This is a genomic window from Krasilnikovia cinnamomea (assembly GCF_004217545.1).
GTDB classification, from domain to species: Bacteria; Actinomycetota; Actinomycetes; order Mycobacteriales; family Micromonosporaceae; genus Actinoplanes; species Actinoplanes cinnamomeus.
In genome coordinates this window covers 423,783-444,010 of record NZ_SHKY01000001.1, presented here as the reverse complement: position 1 = coordinate 444,010, position 20,228 = coordinate 423,783, and the positions used below count along the sequence as shown (strand labels likewise).

17 protein-coding genes are annotated in these 20,228 nt (G+C 73.7%); 7 read left to right on the top strand and 10 right to left on the bottom strand.

Annotation, left to right across the window (positions count from 1 at the left end):
- Positions 1 to 47 precede the first annotated feature (47 nt).
- A complete protein-coding gene (locus tag EV385_RS01850) occupies positions 48 to 863 on the top strand; it encodes an AbfB domain-containing protein (RefSeq protein ID WP_130507867.1) in 816 nt (271 codons plus the stop codon).
- Positions 864 to 872: 9 nt separating this feature from the next.
- Here the strand turns inward: EV385_RS01850 and EV385_RS34765 are convergent, their stop codons facing one another.
- From EV385_RS34765 to EV385_RS01825, 4 genes are all read right to left on the bottom strand, one after another.
- A complete protein-coding gene (locus EV385_RS34765) occupies positions 873 to 2,717 on the bottom strand; it encodes an ArnT family glycosyltransferase (RefSeq protein ID WP_423203005.1) in 1,845 nt (614 codons plus the stop codon).
- A gap of 161 nt (positions 2,718 to 2,878) precedes the next feature.
- A complete protein-coding gene (locus tag EV385_RS01835) occupies positions 2,879 to 4,087 on the bottom strand; it encodes a molybdopterin-binding protein (protein WP_130507866.1) in 1,209 nt (402 codons plus the stop codon).
- 148 nt (positions 4,088 to 4,235) lie between these two features.
- The gene (locus EV385_RS01830; protein WP_207229730.1) at positions 4,236 to 4,634 is read right to left on the bottom strand and encodes a DUF4873 domain-containing protein; all 399 of its coding nucleotides are present in this window, start codon (positions 4,632 to 4,634) and stop codon (positions 4,236 to 4,238) included.
- Positions 4,631 to 5,305 carry a TetR family transcriptional regulator gene (locus EV385_RS01825; RefSeq protein ID WP_130507865.1) on the bottom strand — a complete coding sequence of 225 codons (675 nt, stop codon included), beginning with the start codon at positions 5,303 to 5,305 and terminating at the stop codon, positions 4,631 to 4,633. The genes EV385_RS01830 and EV385_RS01825 overlap by 4 nt, the downstream gene beginning before the upstream one ends.
- A 58-nt stretch (positions 5,306 to 5,363) precedes the next feature.
- Between EV385_RS01825 and EV385_RS01820 the strand changes: the two genes are divergently transcribed.
- Entirely contained in the window at positions 5,364 to 6,254 is an 891-nt protein-coding gene (locus EV385_RS01820) for an AurF N-oxygenase family protein (RefSeq protein ID WP_130507864.1), read from the top strand.
- Between the two features lie 9 nt (positions 6,255 to 6,263).
- Here EV385_RS01820 and EV385_RS01815 read toward each other — a convergent pair whose 3' ends face one another.
- Positions 6,264 to 6,860 (bottom strand): HAAS signaling domain-containing protein, encoded by a 597-nt coding sequence (locus EV385_RS01815; protein ID WP_130507863.1) that lies wholly within the window; start codon positions 6,858 to 6,860, stop codon positions 6,264 to 6,266.
- Positions 6,861 to 6,884: 24 nt separating this feature from the next.
- Here EV385_RS01815 and EV385_RS01810 point away from each other — a divergent pair, with 24 nt between their 5' ends.
- The 4 genes from EV385_RS01810 to EV385_RS01795 all read left to right on the top strand — a co-directional run bounded on the left by EV385_RS01810 (position 6,885) and on the right by EV385_RS01795 (position 10,519).
- The gene (locus EV385_RS01810; RefSeq protein WP_242624646.1) at positions 6,885 to 7,838 is read left to right on the top strand and encodes a hypothetical protein; all 954 of its coding nucleotides are present in this window, start codon (positions 6,885 to 6,887) and stop codon (positions 7,836 to 7,838) included.
- Positions 7,839 to 8,046: 208 nt separating this feature from the next.
- Positions 8,047 to 9,270, top strand: a complete 1,224-nt coding sequence (locus EV385_RS01805) for an inorganic phosphate transporter (protein WP_130507862.1) — start codon at positions 8,047 to 8,049, stop codon at positions 9,268 to 9,270.
- A gap of 16 nt (positions 9,271 to 9,286) precedes the next feature.
- Positions 9,287 to 9,598 carry a hypothetical protein gene (locus EV385_RS01800; protein ID WP_130507861.1) on the top strand — a complete coding sequence of 104 codons (312 nt, stop codon included), beginning with the start codon at positions 9,287 to 9,289 and terminating at the stop codon, positions 9,596 to 9,598.
- Positions 9,599 to 9,754: 156 nt separating this feature from the next.
- Complete coding sequence (locus EV385_RS01795) at positions 9,755 to 10,519, top strand: hypothetical protein (RefSeq protein WP_130507860.1); 765 nt, start codon at positions 9,755 to 9,757, stop codon at positions 10,517 to 10,519.
- A 34-nt stretch (positions 10,520 to 10,553) separates the two neighbouring features.
- Here the strand turns inward: EV385_RS01795 and EV385_RS01790 are convergent, their stop codons facing one another.
- From EV385_RS01790 to EV385_RS01770, 5 genes are all read right to left on the bottom strand, one after another.
- Positions 10,554 to 10,973 (bottom strand): hypothetical protein, encoded by a 420-nt coding sequence (locus EV385_RS01790; RefSeq protein ID WP_130507859.1) that lies wholly within the window; start codon positions 10,971 to 10,973, stop codon positions 10,554 to 10,556.
- A 10-nt stretch (positions 10,974 to 10,983) separates the two neighbouring features.
- The gene (locus tag EV385_RS01785; protein WP_130507858.1) at positions 10,984 to 12,807 is read right to left on the bottom strand and encodes an eCIS core domain-containing protein; all 1,824 of its coding nucleotides are present in this window, start codon (positions 12,805 to 12,807) and stop codon (positions 10,984 to 10,986) included.
- A 165-nt stretch (positions 12,808 to 12,972) separates the two neighbouring features.
- Positions 12,973 to 15,951, bottom strand: a complete 2,979-nt coding sequence (locus EV385_RS01780) for a glycine--tRNA ligase (RefSeq protein ID WP_130507857.1) — start codon at positions 15,949 to 15,951, stop codon at positions 12,973 to 12,975.
- A 55-nt stretch (positions 15,952 to 16,006) separates the two neighbouring features.
- Positions 16,007 to 16,465: a peptidoglycan-binding domain-containing protein gene (locus tag EV385_RS01775; RefSeq protein WP_130507856.1), complete on the bottom strand. Its 459-nt coding sequence runs from the start codon at positions 16,463 to 16,465 to the stop codon at positions 16,007 to 16,009.
- Between the two features lie 142 nt (positions 16,466 to 16,607).
- Positions 16,608 to 18,134: a sensor domain-containing diguanylate cyclase gene (locus EV385_RS01770; RefSeq protein ID WP_242624645.1), complete on the bottom strand. Its 1,527-nt coding sequence runs from the start codon at positions 18,132 to 18,134 to the stop codon at positions 16,608 to 16,610.
- 131 nt (positions 18,135 to 18,265) lie between these two features.
- Between EV385_RS01770 and EV385_RS01765 the strand changes: the two genes are divergently transcribed.
- Positions 18,266 to 19,630 (top strand): UDP-glucose dehydrogenase family protein, encoded by a 1,365-nt coding sequence (locus EV385_RS01765; protein WP_130507855.1) that lies wholly within the window; start codon positions 18,266 to 18,268, stop codon positions 19,628 to 19,630.
- The last annotated feature ends 598 nt before the right edge of the window (positions 19,631 to 20,228 follow it).

The following is a 20,228-nucleotide window of genomic DNA, read 5'->3' as shown; positions in this document are numbered from 1 at the left end:
GACCATAGTCTGTCGCGGTCACCGTCGGCGTTCAGGGATTGGAACTGATGTCCACAGAGGAGGGCGCGCGGTTGCGCCAGGTCACGCTCACCGGCTCCGCCGTGCTGCTGGCCGTCGCGATCGCCGTACCGATGCTGCTGGTCCGCGAGACACGCTCCGCGGCACCCAGCCGCTTCATCGTGCCCTCGACCGCCGCCGAGCCGGTGAGCCCGGTCACCCCCGGGTCCAGCCACCCCGTCGCGGTGCCCGGCACCCGTACGGTCGCGCCGCCGCATACCACCGGCACCGTCGCGCCCGAGTCGCAAGACCCCGCCCGACCCGCGCACGCCACGTCCGCGACCGTGCCGGTGCCCGCCACCGCCACGACGACCGGCGCCACCGCGTCGACCGAGCCGCCCCCGCCCGCGCCTCCGTCGCCGGACGTTCCGGCACTGGTGGCCGGGGCGGTCATCGGCCTGGAGCCGGCCGCCAGGCCGGGGCACCGGCTGGGGCACGGCCGGGCCCACGCCTGGATCGGCACCGTACGGCCCGGCGACTCGGCCCCCGACCGCCTCGCCACCCGCTTCGTGGTCCGCCCCGGCCTGGCCGATCCGGCGTGCGTGTCGCTGGAGTCGGCCGCCCGTCCCGGTCACTTCCTGCGGCACCGTACGTTCCTGGTCCGGGTGGACCGGCAGCGGTCCAGCGACAGCACCTTCCCGGCCGACGCGACGTTCTGCCCGGTGCCCGACAAGCCGGGCGAACGGGTGACCCTGCGCTCCGCCAACTACCCCGACCGGTACGTGACCGTCCGGCGCGGGAAGCTGGTGCTGGCGCCGGCCTCCACCGGGGACGCGGCCACCTTCGTGGTACGCCCGCCGCTGTAGCCGCTCCGGTCACCCCGGCCGGCGGAAGATCGTGATGGAGTGGCCGACCGTGTCGACCGGCCGGCTGCTCTCGATCAGCTCCCGCAACTGTCTGCCGGGCCGGGCGATCCGCGAGTCCGACACCACCAGCAGCCCGCGCACCCGTTCCGGCGGGACGGCCAGCGGGTTGCCGGCGGTGATCCCGTACGCGGCCGGGACGCCACTGCCCTTGTAGACCAGCCACACCGGCTCGCCGGGATACCGCTCGCGCAGCCGGTCCGCCAGCCGCCCCAGGTCCTGCCCCCAGTCGACGTTCGAGTCGTGCAGCCGCAGGTGGGTCTTGGCGGGCCCGCCGAACGCCTCGTTCGAGTACGGCAGGTAGTACGGGAAGGTCCGCAGCGAGCTGGCCGCCACGAACACCACGAGCGCGGCCGCCGCGGCCGCTGCCCAGCGGGGACGGCGCAGGGTCACCACGGTGGCCGCCGCGACCGCCAGGAACATCGGCAGGAAGATCGCGTACCGGGTGCCGAAGTCGCGGGCCCCGGTCATCGCGAACAGCAGCAGCACCCCGGCCGGAAGCAGCACGTACGCGGCGGCGGGCCACAGCCGGCGGGTCGCCACCATCCGCACCGCCCCGGCCGCCCACAGCGCCAGCATGCCCAGCGGCGTCTTCACCAGCAGCGCCGCCGGCAGGTAGTACCACAGCGCGCCGCGGTACTGCCGCCCGAACAGGAACCCCCGGTACGTGTCGTCCTCGAAGCCGAACTGGATCCGCATCCCGTCCGAGTACGCCGCGGGCACCGGCAGCCAGTCCGCGACCAGTCCACGCAGCCCGCCGATGGCCGGTACGCCCGGCGGTGCCACCCAGCGCAGCCGGGGATCCACGGCCAGGTAGCTCGCCCACACCACCGCGATCGCGCACACCGCCACCACGGCCGCGGCCCCGGCGGCGCGCAGCACCCGCCGCGTCCGGTCCTCACCGGGCCCACCCGCCGCGCCCCGTTGCCGCGGGATCGCGCCCGCGTCCGCCGCCGCGTCCGCCGTGCGCCGGATCGCCGCTGCGTCCGCTGCCTCTCCTGTGCGCCGGGTCGCCGCTGCGTCCGCTGCCTCCGCTGTGCGCCGGGTCGCCGCTGCGTCCGCTGCCTCCGCTGTGCGCCGGGTCGCGGGCCAGGCCGACAGCGCGGCCAGCGCCAGCATCACCGGTACGGCCACGAGCGCGTTCATCTTCGTGGCCAGCGCCGCGCCGAGGGCCAGCCCGGCCAGCGGCAGGTACAGCCGCGGGCGTTTCCGGGCCCGCCACAGCAGCCACGCGGCGGTGAGCAGGAAACCCGCGACGGGCACGTCCAGGGTGGCCAGCGAGCCGTGCGCGATGACGTCGGGGGAGAAGGCGTACAGGGCGAGGGCCAGCAGGCCACCCCACCGGCCCGCCAGCTCGGTGGCGAACGCCAGCACCACCAGGCCGAACAGCAGCGTCAGCACGATCACCGGCAGGCGGGCCAGCAGCATCAGCCGGTACGGGTCGTTGCCGGAGGCGTACAGCAGGGTGCGTCCCAGGTTCTCCTGGGTGTCGCGCCGGGTGGGCGCCGCCAGATGCGGCTGGGCGAACGCCAGTCCGGCGCCGATCAGGAGTTTGCCGAGCGGCGGATGTTCGGGGTTGTACCGCAGGCTGTGCTGCTGCTGGTAGACGACCGCGGTCCCGACGTACACGGGCTCGTCGATGGTGGGGGTCTGCTGCACCGCCGTGGTGAGCATCGCGACCGCCATCTGGGCCAGCAGGGCCACCGCCGCCAGCACGAACGGCCATCGCCGCCGTCGCGTGCCGCCCGCCGCGGGCGGGGCGTCGGCCGGGTGTTCGAGGGTCGTCTGCTGGGTCATCGTCCGCGTGGTCGCTCGGCTGGCTGGGGGGCCGGGCCGCGCCGGATGCGTGGACCGTTGCGGTGACGGTACCCGGGCCGGGCCACGGCGAACCCAGACGCGGACCGGGCGAACGTCGGCCCGCCCGCGACAACCCGGGTGATCCAGGACGAACCGGGGTCCTAGCCGAGGGCCAGCAGTTCCACCGGCCGTTCCGGCCGCCAGGTCGACGGGACCACGGCGAGCGCGTCGGCCTGCGCCGCGTCACCCAGATGCCAGGGCGGGGCCGTGGCGTGGCCCAGCACGTACGCGCCCTGCTGGACGACCGGCAACAACCGGGTGGCGCGCGGGTCGGCGCGGACATCGCCCATGAGCAGCGCCTGCGCCGCCGGGGCGGGGGACCGGCCGGCGAGGCCGCCGAGCAGCGGCTCCAGCAGGGTGAGCGCCGCGACCAGCGCCGCGTACGGATCACCGGGCAGGCCGACCAGCCAGCGGTCGCCGAACTGGGCGAGCACCTGCCGCTCGGCCGGTCGGCAGGCCACCCCGTCGACGTGCACGCAGGCGCCGAGCAGGCGCAGCGAGCGGTGCAGCCCGTCGGCGGGTCCGGCCGACGATGCGCCGCACACCACGGTGACCTCGGCGTCGTGGACCGCCCCGGCGATGGCCGCGGTCCCGGCCATCGCGGGCTGGTCGGGGACGTACCGGGGCGCGGCGACCTCGGCACCCCAGCCGCGCAGCATCGGCGCGAGCATCGGCGCGACCGCGTCGCGGACGGCGCCGGGCGGCGGCGTGCCCGCCGCGACGATCTCGTCGCCGGTGACCAGCAGCCGCACCGAGGGGCGGCGGCGCACCGTCACCGTGTCCAGGCCGACCGCGGCGGCCAGGCCGAGGGCGGCGGGGGTGAGCACGGCGCCCGTGGGCAGCACCGGGTCGCCGGCCGCGGCGTACTCGCCGGTGCCGCGGATGTGCCGCCGGGCCGCCACGCTGGCCGTGCAGACCAGGTCACCGTCGCGCTGCGCCTCCTCGTACGGGACCACCCGGTGGGTGCCCTCGGGGATGGCGGCACCCGCGGCGATCTCCACGGCCTCCCCGGCGGCGACGGCGGCGGGGCCGCCGTGCCCGGCCAGGGCACGGCCCACCACGCGCCACGGTGCGATGCCGCGGACCGCGTACCCGTCCACCGCGGCGTCGTCCGTGCCCGGCAGGCTGGCGGCGGCCACGACCGCGGCGGCGAGCGTACGGCCCGCCGCGGCGTCCAGTGGTATCCGTTCCGGGGGCAGCGCCGTGGGCAGCCGCCGCGCCAGCGCGCGGGCCTGCGCCCACGGCGTCAGCGCCGGGGCGCTGCGGCGCAACCGCCGGGGTCGGGACGCCCGGGCGGTCCCGGCCGTCATCGGTGGACGGCGCTGCGGCGCCGGCGCTCGGATGTCCTCATGGCTCGCATGTCCTCATGGAAGGGACCTTCGACGTGCGGCACGCCACGGCCGTGGCGCCCACGGGAGGGAAACCCCCAGAGTCAGGCTCGCGCCCGGGGCCGGAAGGTCAGTAGGGACCTTCGGCCCCTTCGGTACGTCCGGCCCGGAGCCGGCCCCCCTCCTCAGCCGCCGCGACGGGTGGCTGTGGCCCGCCGGGTGGCCGGTACCAGGGGGGCAGGCCGGTGCCGGTGAGCCGCAGGCGGCCCCACGGATCGGGCTCGCCCAGCCGGACGGCGACCGCCGGGCCCGTCCCGATCAGCAGGGTGCCGTCGCGCAGGCCGGAGCGGAACCCGGCGTGCAGGTCGTCGCCGGCGCCGGCCCGGCCGGCCCACCGGTAGCGGCCCTCGACCGGCTCGAAGCGGGCGGACAGCCGGACGGTCACCGGGGTGTCCCGGCCGTCGACCCGCAGCACCGCGACGCCCGCGTACTGCTCGTCCACGCCGGACAGCTCGTGGAGGCCGGTCATCGCCCGGTCACCGCCAGCCCGCCCGGCAGGTCGGCCGCCGCCTTGATGCCGGATACGCCGCTCCACAGCAGCGTGGTCAGGTAGTCGCTGAGCGCCGCCCGGCTGATCGGCTTCTGCCGCCGCAGCCACCAGTCGGCCGTGGTCTGCACGTAGCCGACGACCCCGTACGCCCAGGGCAGGGCGGGCCCGGTGTCGAGGCCCAGGGCGCGCAGCCGGTCGCCGAGGATGCTGGCCAGGCCGCTGGCCACGGTGTCGATGACCTCGGCGACCACGTCGCGGGCGCGGGCGATGCCGGGCTGGTGCACCACGAACAGGTACAGGTGCGGGTCGGCCTCGATGTGCGCCAGGTACGCGTCGATCGCGGCGTGGATGACGTCGCGTTCCTCGCGGACCGCGGCCACGGCCGGCCCGATGGCCGCGATCGCGAATGCGGCACCCTGCTGGCCGACCGCCTGCCACAGCTGCGACTTGTCGGCGAAGTAGCGGTAGAGCACGGGCTTGCTGACGCCCGCGTGCGCGGCGATCGACTCCATGCCGATCTCGGGTCCGAGCTCCCGGATGGCCTCGATGGCGGCGGTGGTCAGCTCGGCGCGGCGCTGCTCGCGGTGATCGGCCCAGCGGCCCCGGCGGCCGTCGTGCCGGGTGTTGACGGAGGCATCGACCGAGTTCATAGTACTAGAAGTAACTGTTACTTCGGGTAACGTCAACCCCCGATCCCGGAGGCTCGTCATGGTGACCCCACCCCCCGCCCGCGACGTGACCGCCACCCGCCTGCTGCGTTCGTCCCCGCCGCACACGTACGACCCGGACGTGGAGATCGACTGGGATGCCCCGCTGGCGCCCGACCGCTACTTCGTCCCCCCGCACCGCTGCAGCCTCTACGGCACCCCGCTGTGGGACTCGCTGACCGAGGCGCAGCGGATCACGCTGACCCGGCACGAGGTGGCCAGCGTGGCCGGCCTCGGCATCTGGTTCGAGACGATCCTCATGCAGCTGCTGCTGCGCGACTACTACCGCCAGGACCCCACCCAGGCCCACGCCCAGTACGCGCTCACCGAGGTCGCCGACGAGTGCCGGCACTCGGTGATGTTCGGCCGGATGCTGTCCAAGCTGGGCTGCCCGGCGTACCGGGTCGGCATGGTCGACGACCTGCTGGGCCGGTTCCTGGCGGCGACCGCGACCGGCCCCCGGATGTTCGCGGCGATCCTCATCGCCGAGGAGGTCCTGGACGCGCTGCAACGGGAGTCCGCCGCGGACGAGTCGCTGCAGCCGCTGGTCCGCATGGTGTCGCGCATCCACGTCATCGAGGAGGCCCGCCACGTCCGGTACGCCCGCGAGGAGTTGGCCCGCCAGGTACGCACCGCCGGGCGGACCCGGCTGGCCTACGACCGGATGATCATCGCCCGGTCGGCGTACCTGACCGGCACCCAGATGGTGTCGCCGCAGGTGTACCGCTGCGTCGGGATCTCGCCCGAGGTCGGCCGCCGGGCCGCCCGGACCAATCCGCACCATCTGGCGACGCTGCGCTGGGCCGGCCAGCGAGTGGTCTCCTACCTGGACGAACTCGGCCTCATCGGCGGCCCGGGCGTCGCCCTGTGGCGCCGCTCCGGCCTCATCTGAGCGGGCGCCTCAGGCGGCCTGCGGGCGGGCGCTCAGGCCCGGCAGCAGGGTCAGGCCCGCGACGAACGGACCGGCCACCATCGCCAGGTACGCCAGCAGCACCACCGGCCCGACCTCGGCGGCCAGCAGCATGCCCCCGAACAGCAGCAGCATCCCGCACAGCGAAGGGGTGGCGGCCAGCACCCAGGCCGCCGCCTTCTGCGCGGGGGTCCACCGCGGTGATCCGCTGACCAGGGCCATCCCGGCCAGCGGCGCGACGAGCGGGAGGAACACCGCGCCGACGATGAGCAGGACGATCGCCACGTAGTCGGTGGTCCCGGCGGCGGGACCCGGGGCCGCGACCGGCATCAGGGCGGGCAGGCGCAGGTGCGGGGGCATCCGTCCCCGGCGTACGGCCGCGGCCAGATCCTCGGGCGGCCCCAGCCGCCGGATGATCCGCTCCGGATGCTCGCCGCCCGCGGCCCGCCGGCGGGCGACGTAGTCGGCCACCGTGGTCATCAGCTCGTCGCGCAGTTCCGGCGTGAGGTCCTCGGTCTCGGCCCAGAGCGCCGCGAGATAGTCCAGGACCAGGACGTCGGTGTGCGCGAGCGGTGCCGTGTCCGCCATCGTTGTCCCCCAGGGTGTCGGTGCGTGGTGGCCTTCCTCAGCCTGCTGGCGCCGGGCCCGGCCGGGTATCTGGCGCTCGGCGGGTTGGCGGGCGGCCGACTCCGCCTTTCGGTGGACCCCCTGACCGCCGAGCTCCACCCGGTGGCGAGCTCGCGGGTTTGCCCGGTGTGGCGCCTGCCCGTAGGCGACGCTGTTGGCGTGGTGGCGCAGCGCAGCGGGCGGCATCCGGAGAGCTGGTGGGCGCAGTTCCCGGCGGCGTCCGAGCGCTTCGACGCGGCGTACACGGTCGACGGGCTCGGTGAGCTGATCCTGCCGCACATCCCGTCGCCGCTGCTGCGCCGCGAGGCGGAGATCGCCACCGACATCGTGGTCCGGCGGCTGGAGCGGCCGAACAGTCCGGAAGCGGCCGAACGGGCGGACAACGCGCTGCAGCGGTTCGTCGCGACCCTGGACCGCATCGCCGACCGGTCGACCGGGACGGGCTCGATCGCCGAGGCAGCGGCCCTGTGCGACGCCCTGCTGGGCCGCTACCCGAAGGCGGCGTCCGCCTGCGAACCGTACGTCGGCACGGTGAAGCTGGCGAAGCTGTTCGTCACCGCGCTGCGCCTGGACTACTTCGACATCCCGCTGGCCCTGCGGTTGCTCGGAGGCGGTCAGGAGCCCGCCCAGGCGGTCCGGTCGGGCCTGCTCATCGGGCGATACAGCTGGTGGCCCGCGTGGCTGCTGAACGTCGTCACGGAACGGGCGCTGGCCGGCACCCTCGACGAGGAGACCATCACGGCGCTGGACAACTGCGCGTACGCGTCGCTCAGTCCCGCGCAGGCCCGGCTGGCGCGTCATCTGCTGGCCGGCGATGCCCGCCTGATCGGTACGGCCGTGACGCGCCTGGAGGTGCTGGGGGAGTCCGAGGCGGCCGCGCGGCTGCGCGAGGGCGACCTCAAAGCGGTGGCGCTGGCGGCCCGGCTCATGCCGATGTGACCGGCGTCGATGGTAAGGACCGGACGCCCCGCGCGGGCGAACGGTTGGTTAACGAGGCCGTCCATTCCCGCCAAACGGTCACCTCCTGTTACTTCACCGTCACTCAAACGAGGAGTTAGGGAAACACTAGGCAAACAAATGCGGAACTCCTTTACATGTGTGGTTCACCCACTGGATCAACGTGGCCCGGGCAGGTCACCATCGCCGCGTGACAACCACATCGGTGATCCTGGCGCTGGTGATCGTCGCCGCGCTCACGTTCGATTTCACGAACGGGTTCCACGACACCGCCAACGCGATGGCCACCTCCATCGCCACGGGCGCCCTGCGGCCAAAAGTCGCCGTCGCCCTGTCCGGGGTCCTCAACCTGATCGGCGCCTTCCTGTCCGTGGAGGTGGCCCTGACGGTCACCAACGCCGTCGTCAAGATCCAAGGCAAGACCGGCGCCCCGAAGCCCGAGTTGCTCTCCGACGGCGGCACCGCGCTGCTGCTGATCATCCTGGCGGGGCTGGCCGGCGGCATCCTGTGGAACCTGCTGACGTGGTTGCTCGGCCTGCCGTCGAGCTCGTCGCACGCCCTGTTCGGCGGCCTGATCGGCGCCACGGTCGCCGGCCTGGGCTGGGCCGGGGTCAACTGGGCCGGTGACGGCAGCAAGCTCGACGGCGTGATCGGCAAGGTCCTGCTGCCGGCCGTACTCTCGCCGATGATCGCGGGGATCGTGGCCGCGGCCGGGACCTGGCTGGTCTACCGCGCCAGCATCGGCGTGGCGCAGCGGTTCACCGACTCCGGTTTCAGGTGGGGCCAGATCGGCAGCGCCTCGCTGGTCTCGCTGGCCCACGGCACCAACGACGCGCAGAAGACCATGGGCGTCATCACCCTCGCGCTGATCGCCGCGGGGCAGTGGCACGACACCGCGAACATCCCGTTCTGGGTCAAGGTGGCGTGTGCGGTCGCGATCGCCCTCGGGACCTACCTGGGCGGCTGGCGCATCATCCGGACCCTTGGCAAGGGGGTCGTGGAGATCACCCCGCCGCAGGGCATGGCCGCGCAGTCCGCTGCGGCCACCGTCATCCTCGCCTCCAGCCACCTCGGCTTCGCGCTGTCCACCACGCACGTGGCCACCGGGTCCATCATCGGTGGCGGCGTCGGCCGGGCCGGTGCCTCGGTGCGCTGGGCCGTGGCGGGCCGGATGGTGGCCGCGTGGCTGGTCACCCTGCCCGCGGCCGGTCTGGTCGGCGCGGTCATGTGGTGGATCGGCCACCTGATCGGCGGCATGGGCGGCGCCCTGGCCATCTTCACCCTGTTGGTGGTCGGTTCCGCGGCCATGTACCTGTGGTCGCGGCGGGCCCCGGTGGACCACCACAACGTCAACGACGAGTGGGAGCCCGCCCCGGCGGTCACCGCCCCGGTCCCCGCCGCCGCGGCGAGCTGAGAAGGAGCCGTACGAGATGCACAATCTGGGTTTCGCGCTGGACGGCGCGTGGCGGGTCCTGCTGGCCGGTCTGCTGCTGGGTGCCGGGCTGCCGGCCCTGTTCACCCTCGGGGTGCGGTCGCTGGCCTGGGGCGGCGGCGGCGACGCCGAGGTGCACGAGACCGGCGTGACCGGGCCGACCCCGCGCCCGCTGGGCACCGCGCTCGGCTGGGTCTGCTTCGGGGTGGTACTGCTCGCCGTCGTCCTGGGTATCGCGTTCATCGTGGCCAGCGGGTTCGGCAAGACGATCAGCTTCGCGGACGTGTTCCCGACGATCGTCGACAAGTGAGGCCGTTCCGGTCCGCGGCGCCGCCGCGGACCGGGCATCCGCGAGCGCGCAACTTTAAGGGAGCCTGAAGAAATCCGGTGCGGTGAACGGTTATGGGAGCGCTCCCGTAACTATCGGGGAAGCCCGCTTCCCCGCACAGGAAGGTTCCTCGCCCTCATGTATACCTCCCGAACGAACGTACGTCGCTGGCAGATCGCCGGCGTCGCCGCAGTGGCCGTGGCAATGGTCGGCGTCGGGCTCGGCGTGGCCGCCGCCGACGAGACCGGCGCACCCACCGTCAACTGCCCCGGAGTCGCCGGCAAACTGCCCGCGGTGCCGGCTCAGGCGCGGGCGGAGATCTCGCGGAACCTGGCGCTGCTGAACACCCAGATCGCCGAGGCGAACCGGCGGCTGGTGACCAGCCGTGGTGAGGGTGGTCCGAACTTCGTGCAGAACGCGATCCTGGGGCCGCTGAAGGACAAACGCGTTGCGACGATCAACCGGATGGCCACGGCGATCGGGCGCAACGCGGCGCGTCCGCAGCTCGACGTGCAGGGGCTCGCCACCTGCTCGCTGAACCAGCAGGGCGGCGGCTCTGCCGCCGAACCCACCACGGTGGCCACCCAGGCGCCCGGCACGGTCGCGGCGCGGACCGTGAACTGCCCGCGCGTGGACGGTGCGCTGCCCGCGATACCGGCGCGGGCCCAGGACGAGGTGACCCGCAATCTGGCCCTGCTGGACACCCAGATCGGCGAGGCGAACCGGCGGCTGGCCACCAGCGTCGGCGAGGGTGGTCCGAACTTCGTGCGGAACGCGATCCTCGGGCCGCTGGAGGACAAGCGGGTCGCCACCATCAACCGGATCGCCACCGCCATCGGGCGGCATGCCGCCCGGCCGAGCCTCGACGTGGCGACCCTCGCGCCCTGTGCCCTCAACAACTGAACCAGGCTGACGGGGCCCGCCCCCCTCTTTCCCGTCAGCCGAACTGCGGTGTGGTCACCGACCCCGACCACACGCCGCCGAACGTCGCCGCCGTCGCCGCGTCGACCTCATAGCGGCACCGCAGCACGAGCGGGCCGGACGGCAACGGTGCACCCCCGTTGACCGGCCGGCCCGCCCAGTGCCGCAGATCGGCCGTGTGGGTCAGTGACTCCCCGGGCGCCAGCCGGGCCCGCTCGACCGCCGACTCGTCGCGGTCGGCGACGAAGCGCAGGCTGCGTCCGCCGTCGAGCAGCACGGTGTACCAGTCCAGGTGGATCTCGCCGACGTCCACGTGACTCAGGACGGTCAGCTGCGCCGGGCCCGCGTTCTGCAGCGTGAACGTCACCGTGTCGCCGTCGGCCGCACCGCCCAGCCGCAGCCCGGCCACCACCGGCGACCACGCCACCTCACCCACCCGTGCCCCCTCAGCGCTCGTAGCCGACCCGTACGTCGTAGTTGGCGTCGTCCATCGACGCCTTGTTCTTGACCGGGCCCATGGCCGGCGACCAGCGCATCGACACGATCTTGTCGTCCGCGTCCGGGGTGTCCTCGTCGAACACCTCGATCAGCACCTCCGACGCCAGCGGCAGCGTGGTGGTGAACGCCTCCAGCGGCACCAGGAAGTCGTGGCTGTCACCGTCGTTGAGCTTCTTCGCCTTCGTCCTGTGCTTCTTCTGGCCGCTGACCCGGACGTACACCTCGTCGGCGCCGGTCCAGTCCTCGGTGCCGCGCACCTTGACCCAGACCTCGACGTTGCGGTGCGCCAGCTCCCGCTCGTACGCGAGGCGGGTGAAGTCGCGCCGTACCCGGTCCGGGCCCGCGGGCAGGCGCGCGACCTCCGCGCGCAGCTCGACCAGCCGCCGGGCCAGGTTGACCGTGTCGAACATGTCGATGTCGTGGGCGATCGGCAGGTCTACCGTGTTGTACACCGTGCCCGTGGTCGGGTCGGTGAAGGTCAGCGCGTTCCACTTCACGGCCGCGTCGCCGAACGCCTCCGTCGGCGGACCCTGCCGCACCAGCGTGATCGCGGCCGGATCCAGTTTGGCCCGGCCCGCGTCGTCGGTGCGCCAGCCCCACGCCACGCTGCCGAGGTACATCCCCGCCAGCGGACCGTCGATGGCCAGCGCCGCGACCTCGAAGCTCTGCTCCCACTGCTGCCCCGCGAAGGCGGGGGTGCGCCCCGGGGTGTCGTCGAGCACCGCGTCGACCGCCGGGAAGAACGTGCCGTCCGGCTTGCGCCGGTGCACGCCCGTGGCGTTGTTCCCGCCGCTGGCGGCCACGTCACCCAGGGCGGCCGACACGACCGCCGGGGCGGCGCCGGCCGGGGCGACGTTGTAGACGCCGTACAGCGGGTTGGTGTTGGGGATCGTGCCACCGCGGCCGAAGTCGCGCCGGTCGATGCCGCGGCCCACGTCGCCCTCGCCGCGCTGCAGGAAGTCCGGCATCGTACGGGCGTTCGACGGCGTGTCCACGGCGCCGCCACGGGCCGTCGCCGACAGCGTCCGGACGCTCTGGCTCAGGCCGATCTGGGTCGCCTCGACCAGGTCGTTCGCGGTGAAGTGCAGCTCGATGTGCGCGCCGATCCGGCCCGGCTGGTTGACCGGCCGGTACGCCGAGGTCGTCCAGGACCCGCCCGCCGTGGCGACCAGCCGGTGAATCAGCGCGGGGGCCGCGCCGACCGACCGGCCGGTCGCTGCCCGCTCCGCCGCGGCCCGCTCTGTCGCTGCCCGCTCCGTCGCGTCGCCGGGGGAGCTCACCCCACTGGGCCGCTCCGGCAGGCTCGCCCCATCGTGTTGCAGGACGTGCGCCAGTTCGTGCGCGACAACCCCGGGGGCCGGGTGTGGGTCGGCGAACGCGATCCGGTTGCCGTACGTCGCGGCGTGCGCGCCCAGCGCCGCCAGCCCGGCCCGCGCCCGTTCGCCGCCCAGGTAGGCGTCGACGTGCCCGAAGTCCTGACCGAATGCCGCCTCCATCCGCGCGCGGTAGGGTACCGATCCCGCCTGGCCCGAGGTCGCCAGCGCAAACGCGTCGGCCGGCTCGCTCCGGTCCTGGTGCGGCGGGACCGTGGTGTCACGGACCAGCCGGTGGATCGCCGCGTTGCCCGCGACGAGGGCGGTCTCCAACGAGAACCGGTCGGGTGGCAACTGGTCCGGGGACAGGCGGCCGGGCCGCGGGGATGGCCTGGTGGGATGGGCAACCGGCACGATCGCCTCGTCGGCGTCACGCCGTGGCTCCAGCCTGGCTCGCATCGCCACCACCCGCTCTCGCCCGCTCATCCCACGGTAGCCAGAGCAGCCCCACCGCGATACGTCTCCCGACGACCGGCGAGTTTGGTGGGGACGGCAGATCTTGAAGAGTTCGGGTTCGGCGCTGACCCGAACGCTTCAAGATCTGCCAGGCGTGGGGTGGAGCCGTCAGAGGCGTAGCTGGGGCCAGTCGAGGAGGGTGGCGCCGAGGTCGCGGACCGTGGCCAGCAGGCCGAGGCGGGCCGCCCGCAGCGCCGGGTCCTCGGCCATCACGAACACGTCCGCGAAGAACGCGTCCACCGGCGCGACCAGCCGCCCCGCGACCCGGGTGAAGCCGGCCAGATCCGGGTCCGGGTCGAGATCGGCACGGACCGCCACGACCGCCTCGTGCAGGGCGACCTCGGCCGGTTCCTTCAGCGTCGCGGGATCGTAGGCGGCCGCGGTGCCCTCCGGCACGATGCGCCGGGCCCGCTGGATCGCCGCCGCGACACCCCGGAACGACTCGTCCTCGACGAGGGTGGCCAGTTCGGACAGCAGGTGGTCGGCGCGCGACGGGCGGTCCGCGTGCGGCAGCACCGCGCGGACCCGGTCGACCGGATGGCCCTCCTCGGTGAGCACCTGTTCCAGGCGGCGGGCCAGGAAGTCGGCGACGTCGCGGCGGACCGGCCCGGGGACCTCGACGGGCTGAAGCTTCGCCGCCTCGTCCAGCGCGCCGGTCAGGCTCAGGGCGCCCAGGGCGGGGTGGGCGCGGTGCACCGCGAGGGCGCCGAGCGCGGCCCGGCGTACCGCGAAGGGGTCGCTGCTGCCCGTGGGCAGGCCCACGGTGGCGGACAGGCCCGCCAGCAGGTCGAGCCGGTCGGCCAGTGACAGCAGCGCGCCGGGCAGGGTACGCGGCGGCGCGTCGCCCGCGTGCCGGGGCAGTTCCACTTCGTACAGTGCGGTGGCGACGTCGCGCGGTTGGCCGGCGTGCCGGGCGTAGTCGCGGGCCATCTCCCCGGCCAGGCTGGTCATCTCGGTCACCAGTTGGGCGCCCAGGTCGAACTTGACCAGTGGGGCGGCCCGGCGCAGGGCGGCCGTGTCGGCGGGGGACAGTTCGAGCGGGGCGGCGAGCGCGGCGGCCAGGGCGGCGATCCGGTCCGCCCGGTCGGCCATCGAGCCCAGCCGGTCGGTGAAGGTCAGCCGGGCCAGCCGCGCCCGCAGCGTGGCCGGGTCGGCGCGCCGGTCGGCGGCGTAGAAGAACGCGGCGTCGGCGAAGCGGGCCCGCAGCACGGCCTCGTTGCCCGCCCGCACCCGGTCCACGTCGACCGGGCCGTTGGCCACCGTCACGAACTGGGGCAGCAGCGCGCCGTCGGCGTCACGCACCGGCAGGTACCGCTGGTGTTTGCGCATCACCGTGGTGAGCACGGCCTCGGGCAGTTCGAGGTGGGCCTCGTCGAACGTGCCGAGCAGCGGCGTCGGCTGCTCCACCAGGTAGGTGATCTGGTCGATGAGGCCGCTCTCGGCGGCCACGTCGATCCGGCCGTCCGGGTAGACGAGATCCTGCGCGCCGGTCACCACGAGATCGCGCCGGTCGTCGGCGTCCGCGACGATGCCGTTGACCGCGATCAGCTCCGCGAACTCCTCGGCCGAGGGCACCGGCACGACCGGTTCGGCGGCGGTGCGCAGCAGGCGGGTGTGCCGTCCGGCGGCCAGCGCCGACACGGTGACCGGCACGACCTGCTCACCCCAGAGGGCCAGCAGCCAGCGGATCGGCCGAATGAAGGACAGCCGGGGATCGTTCCACCGCATGTTGCGGGCGCCGCGCAGCCCGGTGACCACGGGCGCGAGCGCGGCGGCCAGCACGGTGGCTGCCGCGCCGCCGGCCTCGTGCCGCCGCACCACCACATGGGGTACGCCGTTGAGCTCGGCGGTCTCCACGGACTCCACCGCGACGCCCTGGGCGCGGGCGAAACCGGCCAGCGCCGGGGTGGGCTGGCCGGCGGCGTCGTACGCGGCGGACGCGCGGGGGCCACGGACCGTGACGACCTGGTCCGGTTCGTGGGCGGCCACGTCGGCGACGGTCGCGATGAGGCGCCGCGGTGTCGCCGCCACCCGTACCTCGCCGTGCGTCAGCCTGGTCGCGGCCAGCCGCTCGGCGACCGCGCGGCGCACGTAGGCGCAGGCGGCGCGCGCCTCGGCGGGCGGCATCTCCTCGGTGCCGATCTCGAACACCAGGGTCCGGGCCCGGTCGCCGGTCACCTCGACGGCGGGCTGCGGCGTCGCGGGTGCGGGGGGCGCCGAAACCCCGAGCGGATGGTCCAGTTCCGCGCGGCGGGCCACCCAGAGCCGGGCGACGTCGCCGGCCAGGCGGCGCATCCGGGCGAACTCGGCCGCGCGGTCCGCGGTGGACACCGCGCCCCGGGCGTCGAGCACGTTGAAGGCGTGCGAGGACTTCAGCACGTACGTGTGGGCGGGCACTGGCAGTCCCACGTCGACCATCCGCTGCGCCTCGGCCGCGTACTCGTCGAGCAGGCGCCGGTTGGCGGCGACGTCCGCATCGTCCAGGTAGTACCGCGACATCTCGTACTCGGCCTGGCCGAACGCCTCGCCGTAGCTGATGCCGGGCGCGTACGTGATGTCCTTGAAGTGCCGCACCTCCTGCAACGCCATCATGATCCGCTCGATGCCGTAGGTGATCTCCACCGACACCGGGTCGAGGTCGAGGCCGCCGGCCTGCTGGAAGTACGTGAACTGGGTGATCTCCAGGCCGTCGAGCCAGACCTCCCAGCCCAGACCCCAGGCGCCCAGCGCAGGGGAGGCCCAGTTGTCCTCGACGAAGCGCACGTCGTGGGCGGCGACGTCGATGCCGAGGGCCGCGAGGCTGCCCAGGTACAGCTCCTGCGCGTCGCCCGGGTCCGGCTTGAGGATCACCTGGAGCTGGGTGTGGGTCTGCAGGCGGTTGGGGTTCTCGCCGTAGCGGGAGTCGTCGGGGCGCACGGACGGTTCCACGTACGCGACCCGCCACGGCTCCGGGCCGAGTACCCGCAGGAACGTGGCCGGGTTCAGCGTCCCGGCGCCGACCTCGGTGTTCATCGGCTGGACGGTCAGGCAGCCCTGCCGCGTCCAGTACTCGATCAACCGGGTGAGGGCGTCCTGCATGGCCAGCATGGGTCCGAAGTCTACGAGCGGGCGGGGTTGCCCCGTACTCAATTCGCCGCGTGGCTCAGAACGACAACATGCCGCTGATCAGAGCCTGCCAGGTCATCGGGCCGACGATGCCGTCCACCGCCATGGACGGGACGTCCGCCTTGATGGCCTGCTGGAAGTCGCGGACGAAGCGTTCCGTGACGGGCCCGAAGATCCCGTCGATCTGCGGCCCCTTGCTCGGGTCGCCGGACAGGTTGCGGAACTGGAACTCCTCCTGCACCGCGCGCACCGCGTCGCCCTGCGAGCCGCGCCGTACGGTGATGATGAGCGCGCCCCACGTCTGTGGCCCGACGACGCCGTCCACGGTGAGGTGCCGCTGGGTTTGGAAGGTGCGCACCGCGTTCTCGGTGCGCGGGCCGAAGTCACCGTCCACGGTGATGGTCTGCCCGCGTGCCCGCAGCAGGTACTGCAGGCTGGGTACCGGGTGGTCGGTGGCGCCGCGGCGCACGATCGGCCAGGGTGAGAGGGCGGCCATGTCGATCATCCCCTTCGGGCGGCGCTGCGGGGGCCGCCCCTGCCGCCATGGTGACCCGCTCGCGTTCGCCTGCCCACTGGGTGTCACCAGTGCGACACGGGGATCCCCCGTCCGCGTCAACGGCCGGGGAGCACGCCGCGCGTCAGCGGGCCAGGCGCACGCCGCCGCCGTCGCGCTTCGCGCGGTACATGGCCGCGTCGGCGCCGCGCAGCAGGCGGGGCACGTCGCCGGCGTCGTCGGGGAACATCGCGACCCCGATGCTGGCGCCGATCGTGACCGTCCGGCCCTCGATGTCGAACGGCTCGCTGAGTCGCTGGTGGATCCGCTCGGCGGCGGTGGCGGCCGAGGCGTGGTCCGGGTTGCGGGTCAGCAGGATGGCGAACTCGTCGCCACCCAGCCGCGACACCAGGTCGTTGTCGCGCACGGTTCGCAGCAGCCGGTGCGCCACGGCCTGCAGCAGGGCGTCGCCCGCGTGGTGCCCGGCGGTGTCGTTGACCTGCTTGAAGCCGTCGAGGTCGAGCAGCAGCAGGGCGGTCCGCTCGCCGGCGCGTTCGGCCGCGGCCACCGCCTGCTCCGCCCCCTCCAGCAGGTGGGAGCGGTTCGGCAGGCCGGTCAGGGCGTCGTGGAACGCCTGGCGGGTGAGCTCGGCGACGTGCTGCTGCTCGGCCTGGCGCAGCCGGGCGCTGTCGACGATCAGCGCGCCCTCGACCGCGAGCTGGCGGGCCAGGCCGTGGTCGTCGGCGCTCCACCGGCGGGTGTTGCTGGCGTCGCCGCACAGCACGATGCCCACCGGGCCGGTCGCGGACATCAGCGGCATGGCGATGAAGGAACGCAGCCCCATCGTGTGGACGAAGCCGCCCGGGGAGACCCCGACGGTTTCGACGTCGCTGACCAGCACCGGCGAGCCGTCCTGGACGGCCGCCCGCCAGATCGGCGAGTCGTTGGCCATCTTGCCGATCAGGTTGCGCTGCAGGGTCTCGGTGTTGTCGACCGTGGGGCCCACGCCCATGGCGTAGCGGATCCGGCCGTCGGTGTCGACGAGGTGCAGCCCGGAGAACTCGGTGCGGAACGCCTCGGCGGTGGCGCGGGCGACCAGCTCGGCGGCGGTCTCGACGCTGGTGGCGACCGTGCCGCGCTCGAAGAGGCGGCGGATCGTGGTGGTCGCGTTGGCGAGGAACTGCCGTTGCCGTTCCGCCTCGAGCGACTGCAGTGTGGCGGCCAGGTGCAGGCCGGCCGACGCGACGACGTCCTCGCGGACCCGGTCGAGGCGGCCGCCGGTCAGCACGAGCACGCCGACCGTCTGGCCGCCGATGCGCAACCGTACGGTCAGCCGGTCGCCGTTTCGGGTCGGCGGCGCACCGGCCGGAACGCGGAAGACCATGCCGGCGGTACGCAGTTCGCCGGGTTCCGGATCGCCGACGGTGGCGACCGGATAGAGTCCGCCGTCCTCCGAGCTGAGGGTGAAGACCGTGGCGCAGCGCAGTTCCGCGACCTCGCCCAGGTGGCGGTGGACGAGGTCGAGAACGTGCTCGATGACCGGTGTGTCCCGGGTCATGACGTCCACGAGGGCGGCAAGCAGGTCGGTCTGCACGTCGACCGCATGGGCCTGGCTGGGCACGGTGAACCCGTCCCGGCTACCGGCGAGGCGCACGCCACTGCTCACAGTCACGGACCTAAGGTCGGCAGCGACTCCCTGACCTTGAGCCTGGAACCATGGGGGTTTCCTGTGGGCCCCGGTGCATTACCGTGGCGGACCGGGTGCGGCGCAGCGCATCCAGGCGGCGGAAAGGGACACCAGCGATGAAGGTGTGTGTTGTCGGCACGGGGTACGTGGGACTGACCACCGGTGCGTGCCTGGCCTATCTCGGACACGATGTGACCTGCGTCGACCTGGACGCCGCGAAGGTGGAGTCGCTGCGGGCGGGCCGGTCGCCGATCTACGAGCCGCACATGGACGAGCTGCTGGCCGAGGCCGCCGAGCGGCTGCGCTTCACCACGGAGTACGCCGAGGCGGTGCCGGGCGCGGACGTCGTGTTCATCGCGGTGCAGACCCCCTCGCTGCCGGACGGCAACCCGGACCTGCGGTACCTGCGCTCGGCCGCCGAGACCGTGGGCGAGCATGTCGCCGGCCCGTTCACGGTCGTGGTGAACAAGTCGACCGTGCCGATCGGCAGCGGGAACTGGGTGGACGCGATCCTGCGGGAGTCCTTCGAGCGGGCTCACGGGCGGCGCCCGGACGGCGCGTTCGCGGTGGCGTCGAACCCGGAGTTCCTGCGCGAGGGCGTCGCGCTCTTCGACACCCTGTACCCGGACCGGATCGTGATCGGCTCGGACGACCCGCGCAGCCTCCACGTGCTCAACGAGCTCTACCGTCCCATCCTCAACCAGAGTTTCACCCCGCCGACGTTCCTGCCCCGCCCGGGTGAACTCGGCGCGGTGCCGATGGTCTCCACCGACCTGGCCTCCGCCGAGCTCATCAAGTACGCCGCGAACGCCTTCCTCGCCATCAAGATCAGCTACATCAACGAGATCGGCCGGCTGGCGGGCCGGGTCGGCGCCGACATCATGGAGGTGGCCCGCGGCACCGGGCTCGACGCCCGGATCGGGCCGCGGTTCCTGGAGCCCGGGGTGGGCTGGGGCGGCTCCTGCTTCGGCAAGGACACCGCGGCGCTGATCACCACCGCGGGGGAGTACCACCACGACATGCCGATCGTGCAGGCCGCCCGGGAGGTCAACGCGCGCCAGCGCCGCATGGTGGTGGATCGGCTCCTCGACGAGCTGCGCCTGATCAAGGGCCGGCGGATCGGCCTGCTCGGGCTCGCGTTCAAGCCGGAGACGGACGATCTGCGCGACTCTCCGGCGACCGACATCGCCGAGCAGCTGATCGCGCACGGGGCACGGGTGGCGTTGCACGACCCGGTGGCCGCCGAGCGCTTCCGCCGCGAGCGGCCGGACCTGGCCCGGCACCTCTGCGACAGCGCCGAGGCGGTGTTCGACGACAGCGACGCGGTGGTGCTGGTGACCAAGTGGTCGCACTACCTCGACCTGGACTGGGGCAAACTGCTGCCGACCATGCGTACGCCGGTGCTGCTGGACGGGCGGCACTGCCTCGACGCGGAGCGCATGCGCCGCCTCGGCTACCGCTATCTGTCGGTGGGCGGCTGACCGCCCGTCCACTGCGCCCGCTGCTCGCCCCATTCAAGCCTGCGCCCGCTCCCCCGAACGGGTTGGGGTTGGCCCCCCGATCGGCATCCGGGGTGCCCTGGACCGACGCGTCCAGGCGATGAACCGCTCAAAGACCTCCCCGAGCGGTCCGTCGTGACGGTCGCTGCAGTAGGTCTCAAGGTAGGTCCACATCAGTACGGCCAGCCTCGTGCCACCGCCGGTATCGGTCGCCAGCCGTTCTTGGGCCGGATCGCATGGCCAGGGCCTAGCGCACGCGGCGCAGTCCCAGGACGGCCGGGCCGCCTGGTGCTCCCCGCTCACCGGGCGAGCCCGCGGATGCGCTCGTACGCTGCGCGCCGCTCGGCTTCCTCCCGAGCGGCAGCCGCCCTCAGTGCCGCCCGGGCGCGGGCCCTTCCCGTCCTGAGCAATCGCATGGACAGCAACATCAATTCCACCTCCACCGTTGATCGGGGGAGACGGCGGGACTGATCGCGAACCATCGGGTACGGCCGCCGCCTCCCGCTCCGATCGTGGCGGCGCGATCACCGAGTGTGGAGGCGGGGACGTCCGAGCCTTGTCCACCTCCGGAAATGTGGAC